This window comes from Pirellula sp. SH-Sr6A (assembly GCF_001610875.1).
In the GTDB taxonomy this organism is placed as follows: domain Bacteria; phylum Planctomycetota; class Planctomycetia; order Pirellulales; family Pirellulaceae; genus JBKCUI01.
Map to the genome: position 1 here is coordinate 1,992,092 of NZ_CP011272.1, position 17,465 is coordinate 2,009,556.

The following is a 17,465-nucleotide window of genomic DNA, read 5'->3' on the forward strand; positions in this document are numbered from 1 at the left end:
CGGATGCAGTGGGTTACTGGATACAGTGGGTTGCACGCGAGGATGGTTACTGGCGAGGGACTAGCGCAATCGCGAAATACTCTCCGCAACGATTTGCCTTGCCGCCAAGGAAGGAATGTAGCCTCGTTGCCCGCGAATCACGACCGGCTGCTGCAAGTAACGTCGAAGATTCAACGCGGCAGTCGATTGCACATAGGTTACCACGTTGCCAAGGTCATCGGTCAGCGCATACTCTGGTTGGCCTGGCAAACTGCCATGCACCTGCACTAACCAGCCCGAAGCATCTCCCGCTCCACTCGAACCAACTCCGCCCCCCTCGGGGACCGTCGCATGCCCCGCAAACTGAACGGACGAGGAAGGCTCCGAGGGCATCGCAGGTACCGAGGGTGCAATCGCGGAAGCTGGAATCACCTCTCGGGGTAACGCATTGCTCGCGATGCGTGAAGGGTCCATCATGTTTCCCAGCGTTCTGGTGCGCAAGGAGTCGAAACGATCGACCCGCTCCATCAACAACCTTGCCTCGCCTCGTACGATCGCGGAGTCTCCTCTTTCGATCCAATCCTCGCATTGCCTACGGAGTCGATCCAATTCCCATCGCTCCGTTGGCTGGGAGACGATCCTGGAAAGTTCCAGCATCGCCGACTGAATCTCGGGCGTATGAAAATCGGCTTGTGCTCCTCCGGAGTTTGCAGCCATGTCCCCTTCCATTGCCAAACTATCAGTCTTCGGAACGATTCCATGCCATTCGCTCTCAGGGGCAGCAGCGACGAGAGGCCTCCCCGCTATTGGCTCTCGACTACTCCACGCTGGGAGTGTCTCGGCACGGGAGGGACCACTTGGATCTCCCGCAAATAATGGCTGGTCCGCGGTCCACAAACGCGTGAGCATCGGCTTGCTTTCATCATAAGGCGACTCGCTGCCAAATGGTGCATTGTCGGAGTAGGCCCCGATAGCGTCGCTTCCCAGCGGAGCGCGAATCCTCGGCCCCTTTCCAGGTCGGGGTAACCGATCCAGCCTGCCATAACCGGCCGGGCCCACGGAATCCATTCGCGAATCGTATCGGAGATTATCTTGACGAAACTGATGATGCTCGGTGGCAATTTGTGCGCGCACAGGCTTCCGGTCCGCTTCGACGATACCAAATCCCACCAGCCCCAAAACGCTTGCCAGCGGCTTCATACGCAACTTGGGATCGGTCGTCTGAAGCGCGTCCCAATGCTTCAACGAATCGACTTGATGCTGGGCTGCTTGTTGACGCTTCGCTTTGGCTAATTGCTGGGGAGTCATCGATGCCTCGACCGACTCGAGCGGCACTACTCCCACTTCGCCCGGGACAATGAGACTTCCTTCCGGTGCATCCTGCATCGCGACGGATTGCTCTTCGCGGATCAGCCGTTCCGCTTCCGCAATCGCGTCGGCTTCATTGCTCCAAACCATCTCTCCGTCTCCACTCTCTTGGACCACCCGCTGCGCACTGGCTTGCTGAACTCCTGATCCTACAACCTTTCCCTCGGTCGTCTCCGAATGCGATGCCAACCGCACTTGCGAATCGGACATCTTCTTCGATGCAGAACTAGGTGCAACTGACTGTTCCGACAATCCAGAAGGGACGTCTGAGAGCTGGGAGGTTCGTATCCACCTAAATTCACCTTGTGGTGGCGCAATGCGGTACCACAGACTTCTTGTACCATCCGCAGACGGTTGGGACTGTTCCCCTAGCACTTGAACAATCTGGGATTTCAGAAGTGCGGTCTGCCACTTCCATTCGCCGGCGATGGGATCCGTAGAACCAATCCAAGCTGCGGTATTCTCCTCGACTATCTCTGCCGTCTTCCCCCCCGGCAGAAGAAATGCCGATGGAGCCGGAATCCAGTTGTGGCTGCCAGCGGGAGGTCGAATCCCGGACCAGCCATTGGAAGTCTCCAGATAGACTTCGACGCGCGTACCGGAAGGAAGCGTCGATGTCACATACGATCCATCGGACGGTCCGGATTTCACCAACCCCTTGGGCGCATGCACATAACGCACCTGCGCTTGTTCAAATCGCTCGACAACACGAATCGACTCGCTGCCCTCCGATCCTTGTGGCCTATCTTGAGCCCAGGCGACGGATTGGACTGACGAACCGTTCCAACCGCTGACAAGCAACGAAAGGGCAACGAGTTGTTTCGCCGTACACAGCGATCGAATGGGCACGATCGAAGACCTCATGGAACACTCCCTCGATGCGACCCAGTACCGGCCACCAAGGCTTGCTGGATCATTTGCTGCAATTGTTTATCCGGTTCGCGTTGAAATAGAGATCGAAGCTTGAGATGGGCATCGCGATCTTGCATCGCTCCCAAGAGCGTGATCGCACGATGCCGAACAGTTCGATCGTGGCTTTGAGCCATCCACGCCAAAAGTGGTACCGGGTTGATCGGTCTCCCGCGTACCGCTTGCTCCATCGCCTCCAGCTGAGTATTGGAATCACCTCGAGCCATATCGATCGCGATCTCCACGATCTCCGTAGGCACTCCTCGTCGAAACAGTTCATCGCAAACCATGCGGACGCGACGCTCTTGCGTGCTGCTTAATAGGGTGAACAAATTCTCGAGCGATAGGCTTTCGAGCCCTGCCAAGTCCATGCCATCGGCGCGTTGCGAATGCGTCTCCCCCACGGGACTTGCAGCCCCTCCACTCGACACCAGCATTACCTGGGCACCTCGCAGTGGGTTCGAAGCGATCGAATGGACTTCGTCTACCACTGTGCCGTGATCCGCCTGCAAAGGAGAGGCTCCCTGCAACGGCCACGTTGGTGAGGTTATCGCAGGTGCTGGCAACAATGTTGTCAGCGGCGTCGTCATGGAAGGTTGAGGCAACCGCGGGAGAGGGATATCGCGATCAGCCTCGACCGATGCCACTTTCGCTCCGACCCCAGGCTCCAACCCTAACGAAGCGGGCATTGCATTTTTCGGCGGATCGTATGCGGTTGGGATGGAACTCGTGGCGAGCATCGCGGGAGACGATTGCACGGCCAAGATTGACCGACACATCGCCCTGGCGCGTTCGACTGAGTCGCTTGAACCGCGATCCTCCAATCGACCCAAGACTTCGGAACTCAATCGATCTCGCAGACTCATCGATTCATGGGACGATAGCTTGGCACCCGCAAGTTCGGTCACCAAGCTTAAGCACGACTGCAACCATTCTTCGGAGCGCTCTGCCGAATGAACTCGGTCGTGGAGCAACTGATACGCGGCAAGTCGATGCTGGGGCTCGTTGCTATCGAGTTGCTCCACCATAGCTTTGGTGCTCGTCGCCCCTAGCTCATTGAGAGCAACGATCAAACCCAGCGATTCATCGGTCCCATTCGAAGTTGCCAAGGCGCGGCGCAATTCTTGGAGCAACCATCGATTCGACAGACTCGGCCAGGCAACGATGAAACCAAAAACGGCAAGGATTCCCAGGGAGACCATTGGCAGCCGAGCAAACCAGCTTCGGCGCGTACGCAAACGAAGCCTTGGATCCGCTCGTTTTCCAAGGAGCCAATCGACGTCAAGCTGAATCGGTTCCACCGTCCGTTGGATTCGTTTGCCCATGACCTCTTTGAAGGCTTCTTGCCAGAGTAGTTTTCTGCGACTTTTTAGGTAAATAGGCTAAAGGTCGAGAGAATATCAATAGCAAACCGCATGGAACGAATGCATGCAAAAAGGCCCTACGCGTCGATCGCAGGGCCTTCAAGTGATTGGAGAACGGTTCTTTGCGAGCCGTCGTGCTATGCCAGCGTGGAGGAACTGCTCACGAAGGCTCCGGGGCTGCTCCCGGTATCACGCCAGCGAAAATACTCCGCGAACATCAGGACGTTTGCGAGAAACATGAAGATCATCGCGAGGATCAACATTACGGTGTAGATCGACATGGGATGCTTCTGGGTCGACATATTCGTTTGCTCTCGGTGACCGATCTGCACACTTTACGAGACGGCATGCAGGAGGGGTTAGAAGGACAAGGGGATTTGCGGGAGGGAAACCGGCGGCGTGACACACCACCGGGAAACCAATAACTACTGGAGCTTCGAGGCAACTTTGTCGCCCGCTTGGATGTAGCCTTTTCGGAAAGAGGCTAGCACTTTGCCGATGGCTTTATCCTCTTGCGTTTTCGTGATTTCGATTCGGCCAAGATATTGAGCTCCTCGGAAGACGTCCAAGGTATGGCCTTCTCGAAGTCCATCGTCACGACCGAGTGAAACCTCTACGAGGTTCGTGTTGTTGACGGCGAGAACCTCACCTCGCAAATCGGCGGGAGGCATGTCTTGCACATCGACAATTCCGGCTTGTTGAAGAGCCTCACCGCGAGTGATCGCGAGAGCTTCGTATAGAGTCGATTGGTCTTGCAGTTGCTTCAACTGATCGCGAAGATCGGTTTCGACACTCTTGAGGGAGTTCAGCAGGTCGGTAAGGCTGATAACCGATTTGCGAACGGAGTTGCGATCAGCGATCACCTTGTCGATTTCGGTTCGAAGGGTGTCATTTTGGGCCTGAGTGGCTTTAAGCAAATCGACTGTTGCCGAGTGCTCTTGGTTCTTCATGGTGTTGACGGCGTTCAAATCGCTTAACTGGCGGTTGGCTGCAGCAAGCTGCTGATTTTGGCTATCCAACTGGGACTGGAGGGCGGAGAGTGCTGCCCGTCTCGCGATCTGCTCTTGGGCCAAGCTGGTTTGCAATTTCTCGGCCGCCGCTTTGGTCGCATTGACGGTGGCTTTCAATTGCTCGTTCTCGGTGCGGAACCGAGTCAACTTCTCCCGGTAGTCCATGTGGGATGCGTTCGCCAGCAAGGCAGCCACGAAAAAGGAGGCACTGGAGACCAGGATGATCAGTGTAAAAACTCGACCCAAAAACGTCATCGTGTCACCGCAGCGAAGAGATGCGACAAGGGGGAAACACAAGACGGCAAGCTCACCGGACGGAGCGAAATGTGTGCATTGCCGTGCGGGAAAATTCGACCCGCTGGGGATCGAGTATAGTTCGGTAAAATCGGCACTGTCAACGAAAAGCTCTTTTTTGAGACGAATGTTTCGTCTTGCCCAATCCGCAGCCTCCGGTTGAACGGAAAGGGTGGACCGAATCTGCCGGTCGCACCGATTAAAGGAATCCATTACCCATCTGCGTAGGGATCGGAAAAACCTGCGCTTCTAGAGAGGGTGCACTGGTTAAAACGGCGAGATTCTCTACAGTAGTCTCCGATGGAGCGGCGCAGGATGTTGGTCGCCTGGACAACTTGAGACTGCCCCCTTTCCTAGCTCCCGCTCCGAATCGGACTGCTTCGACGGCATCCGATGCCCATCCACCCGTTGTCACCAAGATTAGCATGACCTCGAACAGCTCTGCCTCGTCGTTTTTCTTGCGCCATGAGTTTCTGATCCGCCGGCTCCACTCTCTCAGCGGATTGGTACCAGTCGGGGCTTACATGTGTGTGCACTTGCTCACCAATGCGAGCCTGTTGGCAGGTGCCTCGGTCTTTCAAAACAATGTTTTCACGATCCACGCGATTCCCTTTCTACCCATGGTCGAATGGTTGTTCATTTTTGGACCCATTTTGTTCCATGCGATTGTTGGGGTTTGGATCGCTCAAACCGGACGTCCTAATTCGCAGCAGTATCGGCTCGGTCACAACTACCGCTACACCTGGCAGCGTATCACCGGCTACATTGCGATCATCTTTATCTTCACCCACGTCTTTCACCTCCACGGATGGTTCCACACCGATTGGTGGTTGAAGAGTGTTGCGGAGCCCCTCGGGATGGCCCAGTTCAAGCCGTACAACGCGGCAAGTTCGCTCGCGGACGCGATGAACAGCTTTGGCGGTTTCGTTTGGCCGATTTTTTACTTGGTGGGTGTGCTCGCTTGCACTTTCCACTTGGCCAACGGGATTTGGACCGCAGGTATCACCTGGGGGGTATGGCTCACTCCCAAAGCGCAGCATCGAGCGAGTATTGCCTGCGCGTTGTTTGGGCTATTGATCGGCTCCGCGGGCGTCGCGTCCCTGGTGGCCGTCAAAACAACCGACGCGGCCGAAGCGAAGGTAACTGAGGATGAAATGTACGACATTCGCGTGAAGGCCAGAATGATTCAACCGGATGACCACAAACGCAGCGAAGGTCATGATTCGTCCGAGCCTTCGCCTGAACCGATCATTCCAACGGACAAGAAATAAGACCTCTGACAACTGCCTCTCTTGCCTGCGATGATTCCAGGGGAAGGCGTTAATTCGTCGACGCGATCGTTACGTCGCCTCGAGCAGTTCGGTTCTAGTAAGTGATCCACAACCTAGTTCGAATCCAACATAGTATTGGTAAGCCAACGTAGTACTGGAAAGATAGAGCGATGGGAAATCGAGTATTGGTAGTCGGTGGTGGCTTGGCGGGACTCGCAGCCACAATGAAACTCGCGGAGCTTGGTGTTCCGGTAGACCTCTTGAGCTTGACCCCGGTGAAACGATCTCACAGCGTGTGCGCCCAGGGCGGAATCAACAGTGTCAACGATTTGACTCGCCAACAGGGGGACGACGAGTGGAAACACTTCGACGACACGATCTACGGTGGCGACTTCCTCCAAAACCAGCCGCCCGTGAAAGAGATGGCGTACTGGGCTCCCAAAGTCATCGATTTGATGGACCGCCTCGGCGTCACCTTCAATAGAACTCCCGAAGGTTTCATCGACCGACGACGCTTTGGTGGAACGCTTTATAAACGAACCGCGTTCGCAGGCGCGACGACCGGACAACAGCTCCTTTACGCTCTCGATGAGCAAGTTCGCCGCTACGAAGCGGAGGGAATGGTTAAGAAGTATGAGTTTTGGGATTTCCTCGGACCTGTAACGGACGAGAGCGGGCGCTGTGTCGGCGCTGTCGCACAGGACATGGTGTCGATGGAGATTCGCTCGTTCCCCGCCGATGCGGTTATCGTTGCGACCGGCGGCAATGGCTTGGTCTTCGGCCGTTCGACCATGTCCGTTTTCTGCACCGGCAGCGCGGCGAGTCGATGCTTCCAAGCGGGCGCTAAACTCGGGAATCCCGAGTTCATTCAAGTCCACCCGACCGCGATTCCGGGAGCCGATAAGCTTCGATTGATGAGCGAATCGGCACGGGGTGAAGGGGGACGCGTTTGGGTACCTCGCAAGCCAAACGACTCCCGCTATCCGAAAGAGATCCCGCAATCGGATCGTTATTACTTTCTCGAAGAGCGGTTTCCCAAGTACGGGAATCTCGTTCCTCGCGATATCGCAACGCGCGAGATTTTCAACATCTGTGTGAACGAAGGTCTCTCCGTCGACCCCACGCGTATGTGCGTGTACTTGGACCTCACCCACATCCCCCGGGCGGAGCTGGACCGCAAGCTAGGCGGTATCCTTGAGATCTACGAAAAATTCCAAGGGGTCGACCCTCGCGACGAGCCGATGAAAATCTTCCCAGCGGTCCACTACAGCATGGGCGGTCTCTGGGTCGACTACGAAGCGAACGCCTCCGGAGGATTGCTCGCCGGTTCACCAAAGAATCAAGTCACCAATATACCGGGACTCTATGCGATGGGTGAATGCGATTACCAATACCACGGAGCGAATCGCTTGGGCGCGAACTCGCTATTGAGCTGCATCTTCAGCGGTCTTTTCGTTGCACCTGGGATCGTCAACTGGATGAAGGACCATAAGGCGGCGAGCGATCTTCCTAAGAGCTTGTTCGAACATGCGGTCGCGTCGGCGAATGATCGTCACAAGAAACTCCTTGCGAACCAAGCTGGAGACGAAAACCCTTACTTGCTCCACCAAGAGTTGGGCGATGCGATGACCCGGGCCGCGACGGTCGTTCGAGACAATAAGCAACTTGAAGACGCCTACTCCAAAGTGCTTGAGATGCAGGAACGTTCGAAGCGTTGCTCCTTGAGTGACACAGGAAACTGGACGAACCAAAACGTGATCTTCACGAAAGCCGTGCAGGATATGTTCCCTGTCGCTCTGAGCATCCTCAAAGGTGCGTTGATGCGAGATGAAAGCCGGGGTGCCCACTTCAAGCCCGCGTTCTCTCTCCCTAGCCTCAAGGCGACCGATCCTGCAGAGCGACGCAAAGAAGCGGAAGAATGGTGCGATAACTTCGAAGCCAACAACCGAAAATTCCTCAAAACAACCGTCTGCACTTGGAACGGTACCGAACCCGACCATTCTTTCGAAGATATCGATACCCGCCTCCTCGCTCCGCGACCAAGACTGTACGGATTGGTCGGGGCAGAAGAGATCGAGCAAGTCTGGAAGGAACGGACGGCCAAAAAAGAAGCGAGTCAAAAGAAGGAACTGGTCGGCGCGGCGACCTAATCCCGCCCCTAACCTACTTCTACAACTTGCGAATCCAGCAGTTCGACGAGTGACCTTCGACGGACAACGAACCACTGATTAAGACTGATAACCAAGACCAATAATAATACGATCATGATCGCATCAGGTACTGAATCATCCAAGCGAAAGCCCGCTAAGATCAACGTCCGTGTCCTTCGACAAGACGGTCCCGGCCTCCCGCAATACTGGGAACGCCATCAAGTCGAATACGAACCAGACATGAACGTGATCAGCGTTCTCCAAAAGATCGCTGCGCAATCCAAAACGACGGACGGCAAGAAAGTCACGCCGGTTGCTTGGGACTGCGGATGCTTGGAAGAGGTCTGTGGATCCTGCACCATGGTGATCAACGGCCGCGTGCGACAAAGCTGTAGCGCCTTGGTCGATCGGCTCTTAGAAGATCATCCAGAGGAAATCGAGCTCCGTCCTATGACGAAGTTCCCTGTGCTGCGAGATCTGATGATCGACCGATCCCGACTCTTCCATAACTTGAAGCGAGTCAAGGCGTGGGTGCCGGTCGATGGCTACTTTGATATGGGTGCCGGTCCACGAATTTCTCGTGAAGAGCAGGAACAAAACTACCCGCTCAGCCAGTGCATGAGTTGCGGTTGCTGCCTGGAGGCTTGCCCCCAATTCACCAAGATCGAGTTGCAACGAAATCCTGGTGAAACCGACGAGGCATTCGAGGCTCGCAAGCAAATGGCCTACGACGAAGGATTCTTGGGTGCCCATGCGATTTCCCAAGCCGTGCTCTTCAATTCCCATCCTGTCGGAAAGAACATTGCCCGCGAGCGCATGGAAGCACTCACCGCAGCAGGGGGAGTGCAAGCCTGTGGGAATGCACAGAACTGTGTCGCCGTTTGTCCAAAAGAGATTCCGCTCACCACTTCGATTGCTCGTGCAGGACGGGCCGCGACGGTCTACAGCTTCCGCAAGTTCTTCGATCGATAACGGTCGGTCATGGCGCTGCGACAACTTGTTGTTGGTATTGCGGGCGGGTCGGGATCGGGCAAATCGACGCTGGTCGAGCGTTTACTAGGCGGCCCGCTGAAAGATTCGATCTCCGTTCTCCCGCACGATCATTACTATCACAGCCAAGAACAATTGCCTGCAGATCTCAGGGAAACCCATAACTGGGACCACCCTGACTCCATCGACAATCAGCTTTTCGCAACTCACCTGCTTCAACTGAAAAACGGTGATGATGTCGAGCGACCAGTCTATTGTTTTAAAACACATCGACGGTTACCCGACCGAAATTTGGTTACGTCTAAGCCGATCATTTTGGTCGAAGGCATTCTCTTGCTGGCGATTCCTGTCATCCGAGAGCTAATCGATTGGCGGATCTATATCGATGCCCCATCCGATGAACGAATCCTCCGCCGCATCGTGCGGGACACTACCGAGCGTGGACGAACCCTGCAGTCCGTGATCGACCAATACCGTGGTTCTGCTCGACCGATGCACGAAGCATGGATTGAACCGAGCCGGACTTCGGCGCACTTAGTCGTTCCGAACGAGCATGAGGCAAGCTTCCTGGTCAGCGGCCGTATTATCGAGAATGCATTGGAGAACATGCTTCGCGTGGGGATGTGAGAATGCAGTGCGTGGAATGCGAGATCTCGGTGCCATCCGTTCGGTTGCTTAGTGAAAGATGTTGCTTAGTGAAAGATATCGCGATCCAACATCCGGAAGTTGATAGCTTCTTCGATGTGATGAGTTTCTATAGAACTGCTTGATTCCAAATCGGCGATGGTCCGTGCGACGCGCAAGATCTTGTCGTGAGCGCGGGCGGAAAGTCCCATCTCTGTGACCGCATCGCGTAAGCGCGAGGATTGCTGTTTACCGAGGGGACAATACTCACGTAGTTCCCGGCTGCTCATTTGGGCATTCGTTCGAGTGGAGGAAACGGCAAAGCGATTCGATTGCACTTCGCGGGCATGCATCACTTCTTGCCGGATCATCTCACTGCTGGTTCCTGGAGGGCCGCTGGATAGTTCGCTAAAGGAAACCGCTGGAACTTCGATATGGATATCGATTCGATCCAAGAGCGGACCACTAATCCTCCCCATGTAGCGTTCGATTTGAGGGGGGGTGCATGCGCAGCTTCGACGCGGATCGGTTCGATAGCCGCAGGGGCAAGGATTTAAGGCGGCCACAAGCATAAAGTCAGCGGGAAAGGTGGTACTGCGCATCGCGCGTGAGATGGTGACAATGCGATCTTCAAGCGGCTGTCGCATGACTTCCAGTGTCTTTCGATTGAACTCGGGCAATTCATCTAAAAAGAGAACCCCGTGGTTGGCCAACGAGACTTCGCCTGGTGCGGGTGGACTTCCGCCACCAACCAATCCCGCATCGCTGATGGTGTGATGGGGCGATCGGAACGGGCGTTGGGCCATGAGCGCTTGTCCGGTCCGCAATCTTCCCAATGCCGAATAAATCCGGGTGGTCTCAATCGATTCGCTCGCGGAGAGCGTGGGCAGAATGGTAGGCAACCGTTTCGCGAGCATGGTCTTCCCCGACCCGGGTGGTCCGAGCATAAGGATGCTATATCCAGTTCCATCCGTATCCAGATAGCTCTAATAGCCCTGTTTTTGAAGATCTCCAAAGCGAAATCTCGCATTCCCCCACTTACCGATGTAGCAATAATCAGGACACAAGATCAGCCTCGCAGAAGATCATTGGAGAGTCACACTGCAACATTACAGGCTTGATTCTAGCTGGATCACTCGGAAAGCAGGGGAATCATCTCCGCTTCAAATTTGAACTCGGAGGAGTAGCACCTGGGGCATTTTGCACTCCCTCGAAGGGGGGAAGCCACGCAAGATCCTCAGGCAGAATGCTTTCTGTTGAGACGATCTGGTAGACAACGTGATCTTTGGCGGTGAGTTTTTCGTAGTAAGTGCCGTCAGTGTCGGTGGCGCACATCCAATTGCGTTTCGAGGTATCGACGTATGGAACCCCATCGAACTCAGGAGCATTGTCCAACGGACCGCTGTGGATACATGCGTAACGTTGATGAGATTCGATCAACTCCGGATGTCTTGCGAGAAAGGTTGCTTTTCGGATTGAACCCGCAAGTCCAATGAATCTGGATGCATTTGGATCCTGATGCTGGATCGCGTTGATGATTTGTGCCTGATCCAAAACATCCCCGGATAATTCAAATAGAGCATCTTTCAGCTGTTGCGATAAACATTCCTTCATCTTTCGATTGCTTTCCTTTCGCGGAATCGTTCATGAAGCTGCTTGGGCTACAGGTGTATCGTTGCCCCAGCAATTTTTCATCAGTTGACCAACATTGAACGGAACAATCAATTCAGGGCGGCGGAAGTGGTGACACCGAAAGTGTGATCTTCGGGGGGGGGGCAGGGAGTGGCAAAAAATATTCCGGATTTCGCTTGCATCGGAGAACAAGGTTTGGTTTAATGCGTGTATAGAATATGAAATATCGCCAAGGTATATCGATATACGATGTCAAATTTCAAACGACTAATCATTCCCCGAGAGCGTACACCCGAGTCTGCGTTAGCAAAGTGGGGGTACGAAGTTCTGGAGGAAGGATTTGTCCCATTTCCCAAGAAGCTGCTGCGGTGTCTTCCTTCGGTGGTTGGTTCCGATGGGATCGATCAATTACGGGTAATCCTCTCCATAGCGGACTTCATGAGGTCAGATATGAAAGCACCACCAAGTATCGACTACCTAGCGTTTATCGCTGGAATGCCAAGAGATAAGTTCAAGGAGTCCCTGCGTTTGTTGCAAGAACGAGGACTTGTTGATGCGATGGGCCCTGACGATTTTCTCGGGATCAGCATCAAAGGATTAAAGGATCTGATCGTCGCGGAGGCAGCAAAAGAATAAACGACGGCGGCGAGGGGAGGGAAACACGGGGGATGCATCCCTCGCGTTTCACGGGCCGGGTCCAAACCGGTCCGCAAAGGACGTCCAAAGTCTTCCCCCCCTCGCCCCTTCCTTATATTCTAGCGGCATATCATTGATTGCGGAAGAAAAAACTATCCACTTGAAAATATTAATTCTCGATCGGTTCGCGGCGTTGGGGGCCGAGAGGTGGCTTGACGAAACTTCTCGGAACCCCGGGTGCCGCGAATGATTCGCTTGCGGTTTCCCGCTTTTGGGGTTTTGTGCGAGAGTTCGGCTGCAAGATGTTGAAATTCTTGTCACGCATCCATACATTCGAGAGTGCCGTAGGCGAAGCCTTCTCATCTTTTTTTTGGGGCGTGAATTGATGGGCGGGCTTTTTTGTTTCAATGACAACTGAGATTTGGATTTTTTCGTCGACACCATGCGTAACGTTGGACTCTGTTTTGTGGAGGGAGTCTCGGATCGCTTCCCTTTCATTGCCATCACTATGCAGCTTTTTTCGATGATTTGAAGTCATACGCTATCACTCCAGACTATTGGAGATGCAATGGCGTGCGAATCGATGGTGAGGAGTTAAAAGCAATCATTTCGGGGCTTGATCTGCATTTAGCAAACTAGCAAGCCTGGATTTGATAATCGGATACACAAGCGGAGGCCGTTCGGAATGACGAATCACGATAACACGACCATGGAAGCAATCTACGAGTATGCGAAGCTACTTAGGGATCGCGGCTGGAGAACTACCTATGCGGCAGTTGGGGCTTGGCTAAAGCATAGTGGATTCAAGCGAGCATCGGGAAAGGATTTCTCGGGAGCCCCGCGAGGAGCAGCAAAGGTGATCACCGACACTTTCGATTATGTCCTGGCAAAGTATGGTCCAGACCAAGCACAAATCATCTTTTACGCTTTCTGCTCAGAGGATGGCCTTCATCGATCACGGGGAGAGGTCAAGCGATTCAAGCCAACGGGCGAAGAGGCCTAGGCACCATCACGCCGAGGCTTTCCCACCCACCTTTCGTGACTTTCCGTTCGAGGGATTCTTTCGGAGCTCAAGCCTCGATACGCGCAGGGCTGCGGAGCTATCGTTGGATTTTCTGTTATTTTGAAACATCCCAAAAAGATCATCGACGGATGTCTCGCAGAAGCTCCATTTCATCTCCTTCCCATCCGCAACGAATCTAAATCCGTCGGCTAGCGATTTGGGAGGGACGAGATCAATGGATTGCCCAGGTTTGAAGCTGATTCTTATAAATCGAGCTTCGCGGGAAAGACGCTTCTGAGCAACATAACTCTTGAACTCTTTGAATTCGCTACTCTTCCCAAGGTCAGGGAAATGGTCCTGAGATAATTGATCCAAGTGCTCGATAATCGAGTCATACATGGGTGCGTCGGCTCGAAGGTAGTGCCGTAACTTAGATGAGGAGCGTCTTACCGGAACTTCGACTAGCTGCCGTGATACTCGATGACGCGACGCATCGTAAAGTTCAGGAAACCCTTCGGCGAAGATATCGATGCGATCTATCAGATCTCGCAAGTGCTGGTTAGCTCGCACTCTGGATTCTGGTCGCCCCTTTTTCAGCTCGCTTGCGAGATTGGCAAGTTCGTTCTTCCAGTTCGTGAAATCACGTTCAGTTACGGAGAGGCGTTGGATTTCAGCTTCCGCGTCCTTCCTTTTTGATTTGGAGATTTCCAAAGTCGTTTCTATTGCCAACAACCTTTCCTCATATCGTTCGCGAACTCTCGAACTGGAGGTGGTTGCAATTTGGTCGATTAAGTTGTTAATTTGATTCTCCATTGCCGCTTCATTCGCAACAATCTCCTCTAGCCTCGCGGTCGCTTCGATCAACTCCTTGGCCCCATTTGACGGATCTGCAAGTACCAATTCTGGGACTAGTTTCGGACAGTTATCCAATACGAGGGAAAGCACCTCGTCGAATCGAATCAATGCTGGTCGACATTTCCCCGTACGGATGTTGTTTTCGCATTTGAAGTATGTCGATCCCTTCGGAGGCTTGCCTTTATCGATGAAGGTCATCGTGGCTCCGCAGTATCCGCATCGAACTAAGTAGCGGAGGATATTAGAGAATCGTCCGGTCGGCCCTCCTGAACCTTTGTTTGTAGCAAGTCGATTCGCAACCCTATTGAAAAGCGATTCAGACACAACCGGTGGGAAATATCCAACAATCGGATCTCCATCAGGCACGCGAGAGCCATCTTTCATAACATGGGGTTGAAACTCACCGATCACAGCCCGATTGCTGAGTATCTTCTTAACGTAGCTCTCACGCCAAACACCAATGGCCTTTGGGTTAGGTTTGGCGATTGTTCGTTGGCTGCCTGCTGGCGATCGAAGAAGAGCAGGCGGTTGCCAGTATCTTCCCGAGTTCAGCTCTTTGACGATCGATTGAACGCCCATTCCACTGGCTTTGAGTTCAAACATTCGCTTTATCGCCCGCTTCGCGGCTGGGATTAATTTTCGATTCCCATCGCTATCCACCTGAATCCAAGCAGGTACAAGTCGCGTAAAGATCACTCCATCTCTCGCACTCGCTCGTTTTGATGCTCTACTTGCTTTACCTCTCTCGCTCTTTTTCCTCGACTCCTCATGTGCGAGCTGCATTTGAGAAATGAGCATGAAAAGTTGAGGCGAATTCATTGATTGGCGATCGAATGAGGCTTCTGGAGAGATGGTCTCAATCGTGATCCCCGCACTAATGATCTTGGTGACGCTTGCGAAGGCGTCCATGAAGGGCTCCCTGCTGAATCGGTCGATGTTCTCAACTATCAGCATGCTTCCGTAGGCAATCTCCCCATCATCGATCATTTTCAGAAAACGAGCCATCGACCCTCGCTTTCGATGATCGCCCTTGAACCCACTTAATCCCCTGTCTGGGGTTAGGCTCTGATCCAGCTCTAGCCCCTTCTTGTTTGCATATTTGATTGCCAGTGCGATTTGTCTTCGCTCCGAATCTCCCAATGCCTGCTCAGGGGTAGAGAATCGAATATAGGAATAGGCTCGAGGTGTTTTGGCTTTGTCTTTTGATTTGGGCTGCATAGCTTGGTCCTTCGTTGAAGTGGATGTCCTCGTATACAAATCGACATTGGACGCGGTCATTTGGCGATTTCGTTCGATTTGAGTTCCTTGATAATCTTGGAAACCGTTGGCCTGGAAAGGTTTAGCGATTTTGAAATTTCCGTCGTTGACTGCCCACCTCGGTAAAGAACTTCGATCGAACGAAGGTGATTTGCCTTCACCTTCTTCCGGATACCAGGCTTCGATCCTCCCCACTTCACTCCCCTAGCCTTGGCAGCTTCTTGCCCTGCTCGAATCCTTTCGGCTCGAACTTCGTTGTCGTATTGGGCGACGCTGGCGAGAACATTTGCCATTAGTCTCCCCGCAGAAGTCTCAAGATCCAGTCCGTCTTTGATGCTCACCAAATTGACTTTTGAACTTCGGAGTTCATCGAACAAGCTTGTGAGCCCCGATGCCGTTCGGCCAAGTCGATCCAATCGCCAAACTACAATCTCTTGGATCTCCCCCGTTCGTACTTTCGCCATGAGGTCATTCCATGCAGGGCGATTCATGGTTCTGCCAGATACCTTCTCGCGAAACCAAATCGTCTCACCTTCCTGCGAAGAATCCCATCGTTTCAAATCTGGCTCTTGGCTCCTTGTGTCTTGAGAACTGCTCGAAACTCTTAAGTAGATCGCTTTGCATTTCGCCATGGCAAAACTCTTTTCCTCTTTCGAAAAAATGAACTCGGAAGGATCTCGGTCTCAAAGACCTAACCACTGATGATCCACTCCAGACGAGGCAGCCAAGAGAGGAGAGTGGCTCAGGATCAACCGATCGGGGGCATGATCCGTCGCCGCGATGCTTCCCTTGGATGTCGGGCCGGGACGATAGAAATCTAGCGCGGGCATCGGAAACTTTCACCCGTAGATGATGCTTTCCACGCGAAAATGGTCGCCAGATCAACGAAAAGCAAAGCGAATCACCGAAGTCGAGGGAAGAAAGCTTCTCCCAAATCGCCAAAAACGGTGATTTCCCGCGAGCCATTGGGCCTCCTCGGGATCTCGGAGGGGTTGGGAGCCCGAGCGAGCTCTGGAGGGCCTAGGAGTCGGATAGCTTCCTTAGATTTGATGGAATCTCCTCGTGGTGGCCGGCCTCGCGGAGTTCCTTGAGTTCCTCCCATCCGAACTTCTTCAATTTCCTTACCGCATCTCGGAGCAGCCAATGCCGGCCATCGTATCGGGATTGAAGATAGAATGATTCGGTTTGGAGCGACCATGCAACATGCTCGATTCGAAACTCCCCCAACAGTTCGTCGATGAAATCCAACCCTGGTTGAGGTGCAAATGGTAGCTCAACATTTCGGACAAATTTAGTTGAGCCCTTCGAATGGTAGAAGTGCAAAGATATCTCTGCGGCGAGGAGGTGTGTCGGTGATTGTGAACGCATTGCTTTCGACAACAATCAGCTGGTTTGAGTTGTGGATTCGACGGTCATGATAGTGACGAAAAAAGCCAAAATCACAGATGGGGTTGGGGGCCCACCGGAATTTTTTGTCGCATTGACGATACTCCTAGGATTTTGATTGATCAAACCGGGTTTTTCCTGACCGGAAACCCCACCCCCTATATGGACTCAAAAATCCGGTGGTTTCGAATGATGAACATATCTAAGAAGAGATGCTTGGGACATTGTTCGACCTAACAATTCTGAGAACGCACCCAACCTGCAATGGTCTCCCTTGCGATCCCAGTTTCTCTAACAAGAGAGCCTATGGAACTACCGCGAAGAATCTTTTCCACTACCCATGTTATGTTTTCCTCTCTGATCCGTTTCTTATACCCAGGTTCTTTTGCTTTCGGTCTGCCAGCCTTCTTAGTCGATGCTTTGATTCCCTCGCTGCTCTTTCGAGATGATCGGGATCCTTTGTTCTCATCTGGTGGATTGATCGTGTAGAGCTTAATCCCATTAGCGATTGATTGGAGGAACTTGTATTCGGCAATTGATGGATTCTCGAACTGTTCTTCTCGGTTGCGAACCTTTTGATGAGTTTGTTTGTTCCTTACTAGTTGAGTCCAGGTATGGTTTCCCTTGCCCCGAATTAGGCGAGTTCGATCATCGCTCAGGATAACTCCATTGCAAGCTCGAGCTTTTTCGAATGCTTCAATCAGGTCGGGTCGGTAGGTGTTAGGGAACCTGAACCA

The 17,465-nt window shown here is 53.2% G+C and carries 16 protein-coding genes; 6 read left to right on the forward strand and 10 right to left on the reverse strand.

The window, feature by feature from the left end; translation table 11 throughout:
* Positions 1-60: 60 nt before the first annotated feature.
* The 4 genes from VN12_RS07920 to VN12_RS07930 form a co-directional block, all read right to left on the reverse strand.
* Positions 61-2,211 carry an SH3 domain-containing protein gene (locus VN12_RS07920; RefSeq protein ID WP_146676317.1) on the reverse strand — a complete coding sequence of 717 codons (2,151 nt, stop codon included), beginning with the start codon at positions 2,209-2,211 and terminating at the stop codon, positions 61-63.
* Positions 2,208-3,581, reverse strand: a complete 1,374-nt coding sequence (locus VN12_RS07925) for a HEAT repeat domain-containing protein (protein ID WP_146676318.1) — start codon at positions 3,579-3,581, stop codon at positions 2,208-2,210. The genes VN12_RS07920 and VN12_RS07925 overlap by 4 nt, the downstream gene beginning before the upstream one ends.
* Positions 3,582-3,757: 176 nt before the next feature.
* A complete protein-coding gene (locus VN12_RS25745; RefSeq protein ID WP_168164285.1) occupies positions 3,758-3,922 on the reverse strand; it encodes a hypothetical protein in 165 nt (54 codons plus the stop codon).
* 123 nt (positions 3,923-4,045) lie between these two features.
* Positions 4,046-4,885 carry a hypothetical protein gene (locus VN12_RS07930; protein ID WP_146676319.1) on the reverse strand — a complete coding sequence of 280 codons (840 nt, stop codon included), beginning with the start codon at positions 4,883-4,885 and terminating at the stop codon, positions 4,046-4,048.
* A gap of 464 nt (positions 4,886-5,349) precedes the next feature.
* On the opposite strand from VN12_RS07930, the gene VN12_RS07935 reads away from it, so the two are divergent.
* The 4 genes from VN12_RS07935 (at position 5,350) to udk (ending at position 9,962) form a co-directional block, all read left to right on the forward strand.
* The gene (locus VN12_RS07935; RefSeq protein WP_168164286.1) at positions 5,350-6,195 is read left to right on the forward strand and encodes a succinate dehydrogenase cytochrome b558 subunit; all 846 of its coding nucleotides are present in this window, start codon (positions 5,350-5,352) and stop codon (positions 6,193-6,195) included.
* 170 nt (positions 6,196-6,365) lie between these two features.
* Complete coding sequence (sdhA, locus tag VN12_RS07940) at positions 6,366-8,345, forward strand: succinate dehydrogenase flavoprotein subunit (RefSeq protein ID WP_146676321.1); 1,980 nt, start codon at positions 6,366-6,368, stop codon at positions 8,343-8,345.
* Between the two features lie 114 nt (positions 8,346-8,459).
* Positions 8,460-9,317: a succinate dehydrogenase iron-sulfur subunit gene (sdhB, locus tag VN12_RS07945; RefSeq protein ID WP_146676322.1), complete on the forward strand. Its 858-nt coding sequence runs from the start codon at positions 8,460-8,462 to the stop codon at positions 9,315-9,317.
* A 9-nt stretch (positions 9,318-9,326) separates the two neighbouring features.
* Entirely contained in the window at positions 9,327-9,962 is a 636-nt protein-coding gene (udk, locus tag VN12_RS07950; protein ID WP_146676323.1) for a uridine kinase, read from the forward strand.
* Between the two features lie 65 nt (positions 9,963-10,027).
* On the opposite strand, the gene VN12_RS07955 is transcribed toward udk, so the two are convergent.
* Both VN12_RS07955 and VN12_RS07960 read right to left on the reverse strand, forming a co-directional pair.
* Positions 10,028-10,939: a YifB family Mg chelatase-like AAA ATPase gene (locus tag VN12_RS07955; RefSeq protein ID WP_315850189.1), complete on the reverse strand. Its 912-nt coding sequence runs from the start codon at positions 10,937-10,939 to the stop codon at positions 10,028-10,030.
* 172 nt (positions 10,940-11,111) lie between these two features.
* A complete protein-coding gene (locus VN12_RS07960; RefSeq protein ID WP_146676325.1) occupies positions 11,112-11,573 on the reverse strand; it encodes a hypothetical protein in 462 nt (153 codons plus the stop codon).
* A 267-nt stretch (positions 11,574-11,840) separates the two neighbouring features.
* Between VN12_RS07960 and VN12_RS07965 the strand changes: the two genes are divergently transcribed.
* Positions 11,841-12,227 carry a hypothetical protein gene (locus tag VN12_RS07965; RefSeq protein ID WP_146676326.1) on the forward strand — a complete coding sequence of 129 codons (387 nt, stop codon included), beginning with the start codon at positions 11,841-11,843 and terminating at the stop codon, positions 12,225-12,227.
* 169 nt (positions 12,228-12,396) lie between these two features.
* Here VN12_RS07965 and VN12_RS07970 read toward each other — a convergent pair whose 3' ends face one another.
* Positions 12,397-12,765, reverse strand: a complete 369-nt coding sequence (locus VN12_RS07970; RefSeq protein ID WP_146676327.1) for a hypothetical protein — start codon at positions 12,763-12,765, stop codon at positions 12,397-12,399.
* Positions 12,766-12,912: 147 nt separating this feature from the next.
* Here VN12_RS07970 and VN12_RS07975 point away from each other — a divergent pair, with 147 nt between their 5' ends.
* Positions 12,913-13,230 (forward strand): hypothetical protein, encoded by a 318-nt coding sequence (locus VN12_RS07975; protein ID WP_146676328.1) that lies wholly within the window; start codon positions 12,913-12,915, stop codon positions 13,228-13,230.
* 6 nt (positions 13,231-13,236) lie between these two features.
* Here the strand turns inward: VN12_RS07975 and VN12_RS07980 are convergent, their stop codons facing one another.
* The 3 genes from VN12_RS07980 to VN12_RS07990 form a co-directional block, all read right to left on the reverse strand.
* Positions 13,237-15,303, reverse strand: coding sequence for a recombinase family protein (locus VN12_RS07980; RefSeq protein WP_168164287.1), 2,067 nt, complete (start codon positions 15,301-15,303; stop codon positions 13,237-13,239).
* 56 nt (positions 15,304-15,359) lie between these two features.
* Positions 15,360-15,974, reverse strand: a complete 615-nt coding sequence (locus VN12_RS07985; protein ID WP_146679835.1) for a recombinase family protein — start codon at positions 15,972-15,974, stop codon at positions 15,360-15,362.
* A gap of 388 nt (positions 15,975-16,362) precedes the next feature.
* The gene (locus VN12_RS07990) at positions 16,363-16,710 is read right to left on the reverse strand and encodes a hypothetical protein (RefSeq protein WP_146676330.1); all 348 of its coding nucleotides are present in this window, start codon (positions 16,708-16,710) and stop codon (positions 16,363-16,365) included.
* Positions 16,711-17,465 lie beyond the last annotated feature (755 nt).

Coding starts and splice junctions, on each gene's coding strand:
- VN12_RS07960 (WP_146676325.1), bottom strand. CDS start 11,573: ATGAAGGAATGTTTATCGCAACAGCTGAAAGATGCTCTATTTGAATTA.
- VN12_RS07975 (WP_146676328.1), top strand. CDS start 12,913: ATGACGAATCACGATAACACGACCATGGAAGCAATCTACGAGTATGCG.
- VN12_RS07925 (WP_146676318.1), bottom strand. CDS start 3,581: ATGGGCAAACGAATCCAACGGACGGTGGAACCGATTCAGCTTGACGTC.
- sdhA (WP_146676321.1), top strand. CDS start 6,366: ATGGGAAATCGAGTATTGGTAGTCGGTGGTGGCTTGGCGGGACTCGCA.
- VN12_RS07920 (WP_146676317.1), bottom strand. CDS start 2,211: ATGAGGTCTTCGATCGTGCCCATTCGATCGCTGTGTACGGCGAAACAA.
- VN12_RS07970 (WP_146676327.1), bottom strand. CDS start 12,765: ATGACTTCAAATCATCGAAAAAAGCTGCATAGTGATGGCAATGAAAGG.
- VN12_RS25745 (WP_168164285.1), bottom strand. CDS start 3,922: ATGTCGACCCAGAAGCATCCCATGTCGATCTACACCGTAATGTTGATC.
- VN12_RS07965 (WP_146676326.1), top strand. CDS start 11,841: ATGTCAAATTTCAAACGACTAATCATTCCCCGAGAGCGTACACCCGAG.
- VN12_RS07990 (WP_146676330.1), bottom strand. CDS start 16,710: ATGCGTTCACAATCACCGACACACCTCCTCGCCGCAGAGATATCTTTG.
- sdhB (WP_146676322.1), top strand. CDS start 8,460: ATGATCGCATCAGGTACTGAATCATCCAAGCGAAAGCCCGCTAAGATC.
- VN12_RS07980 (WP_168164287.1), bottom strand. CDS start 15,303: ATGCAGCCCAAATCAAAAGACAAAGCCAAAACACCTCGAGCCTATTCC.
- VN12_RS07985 (WP_146679835.1), bottom strand. CDS start 15,974: ATGGCGAAATGCAAAGCGATCTACTTAAGAGTTTCGAGCAGTTCTCAA.
- VN12_RS07935 (WP_168164286.1), top strand. CDS start 5,350: ATGACCTCGAACAGCTCTGCCTCGTCGTTTTTCTTGCGCCATGAGTTT.
- VN12_RS07930 (WP_146676319.1), bottom strand. CDS start 4,885: ATGACGTTTTTGGGTCGAGTTTTTACACTGATCATCCTGGTCTCCAGT.
- udk (WP_146676323.1), top strand. CDS start 9,327: ATGGCGCTGCGACAACTTGTTGTTGGTATTGCGGGCGGGTCGGGATCG.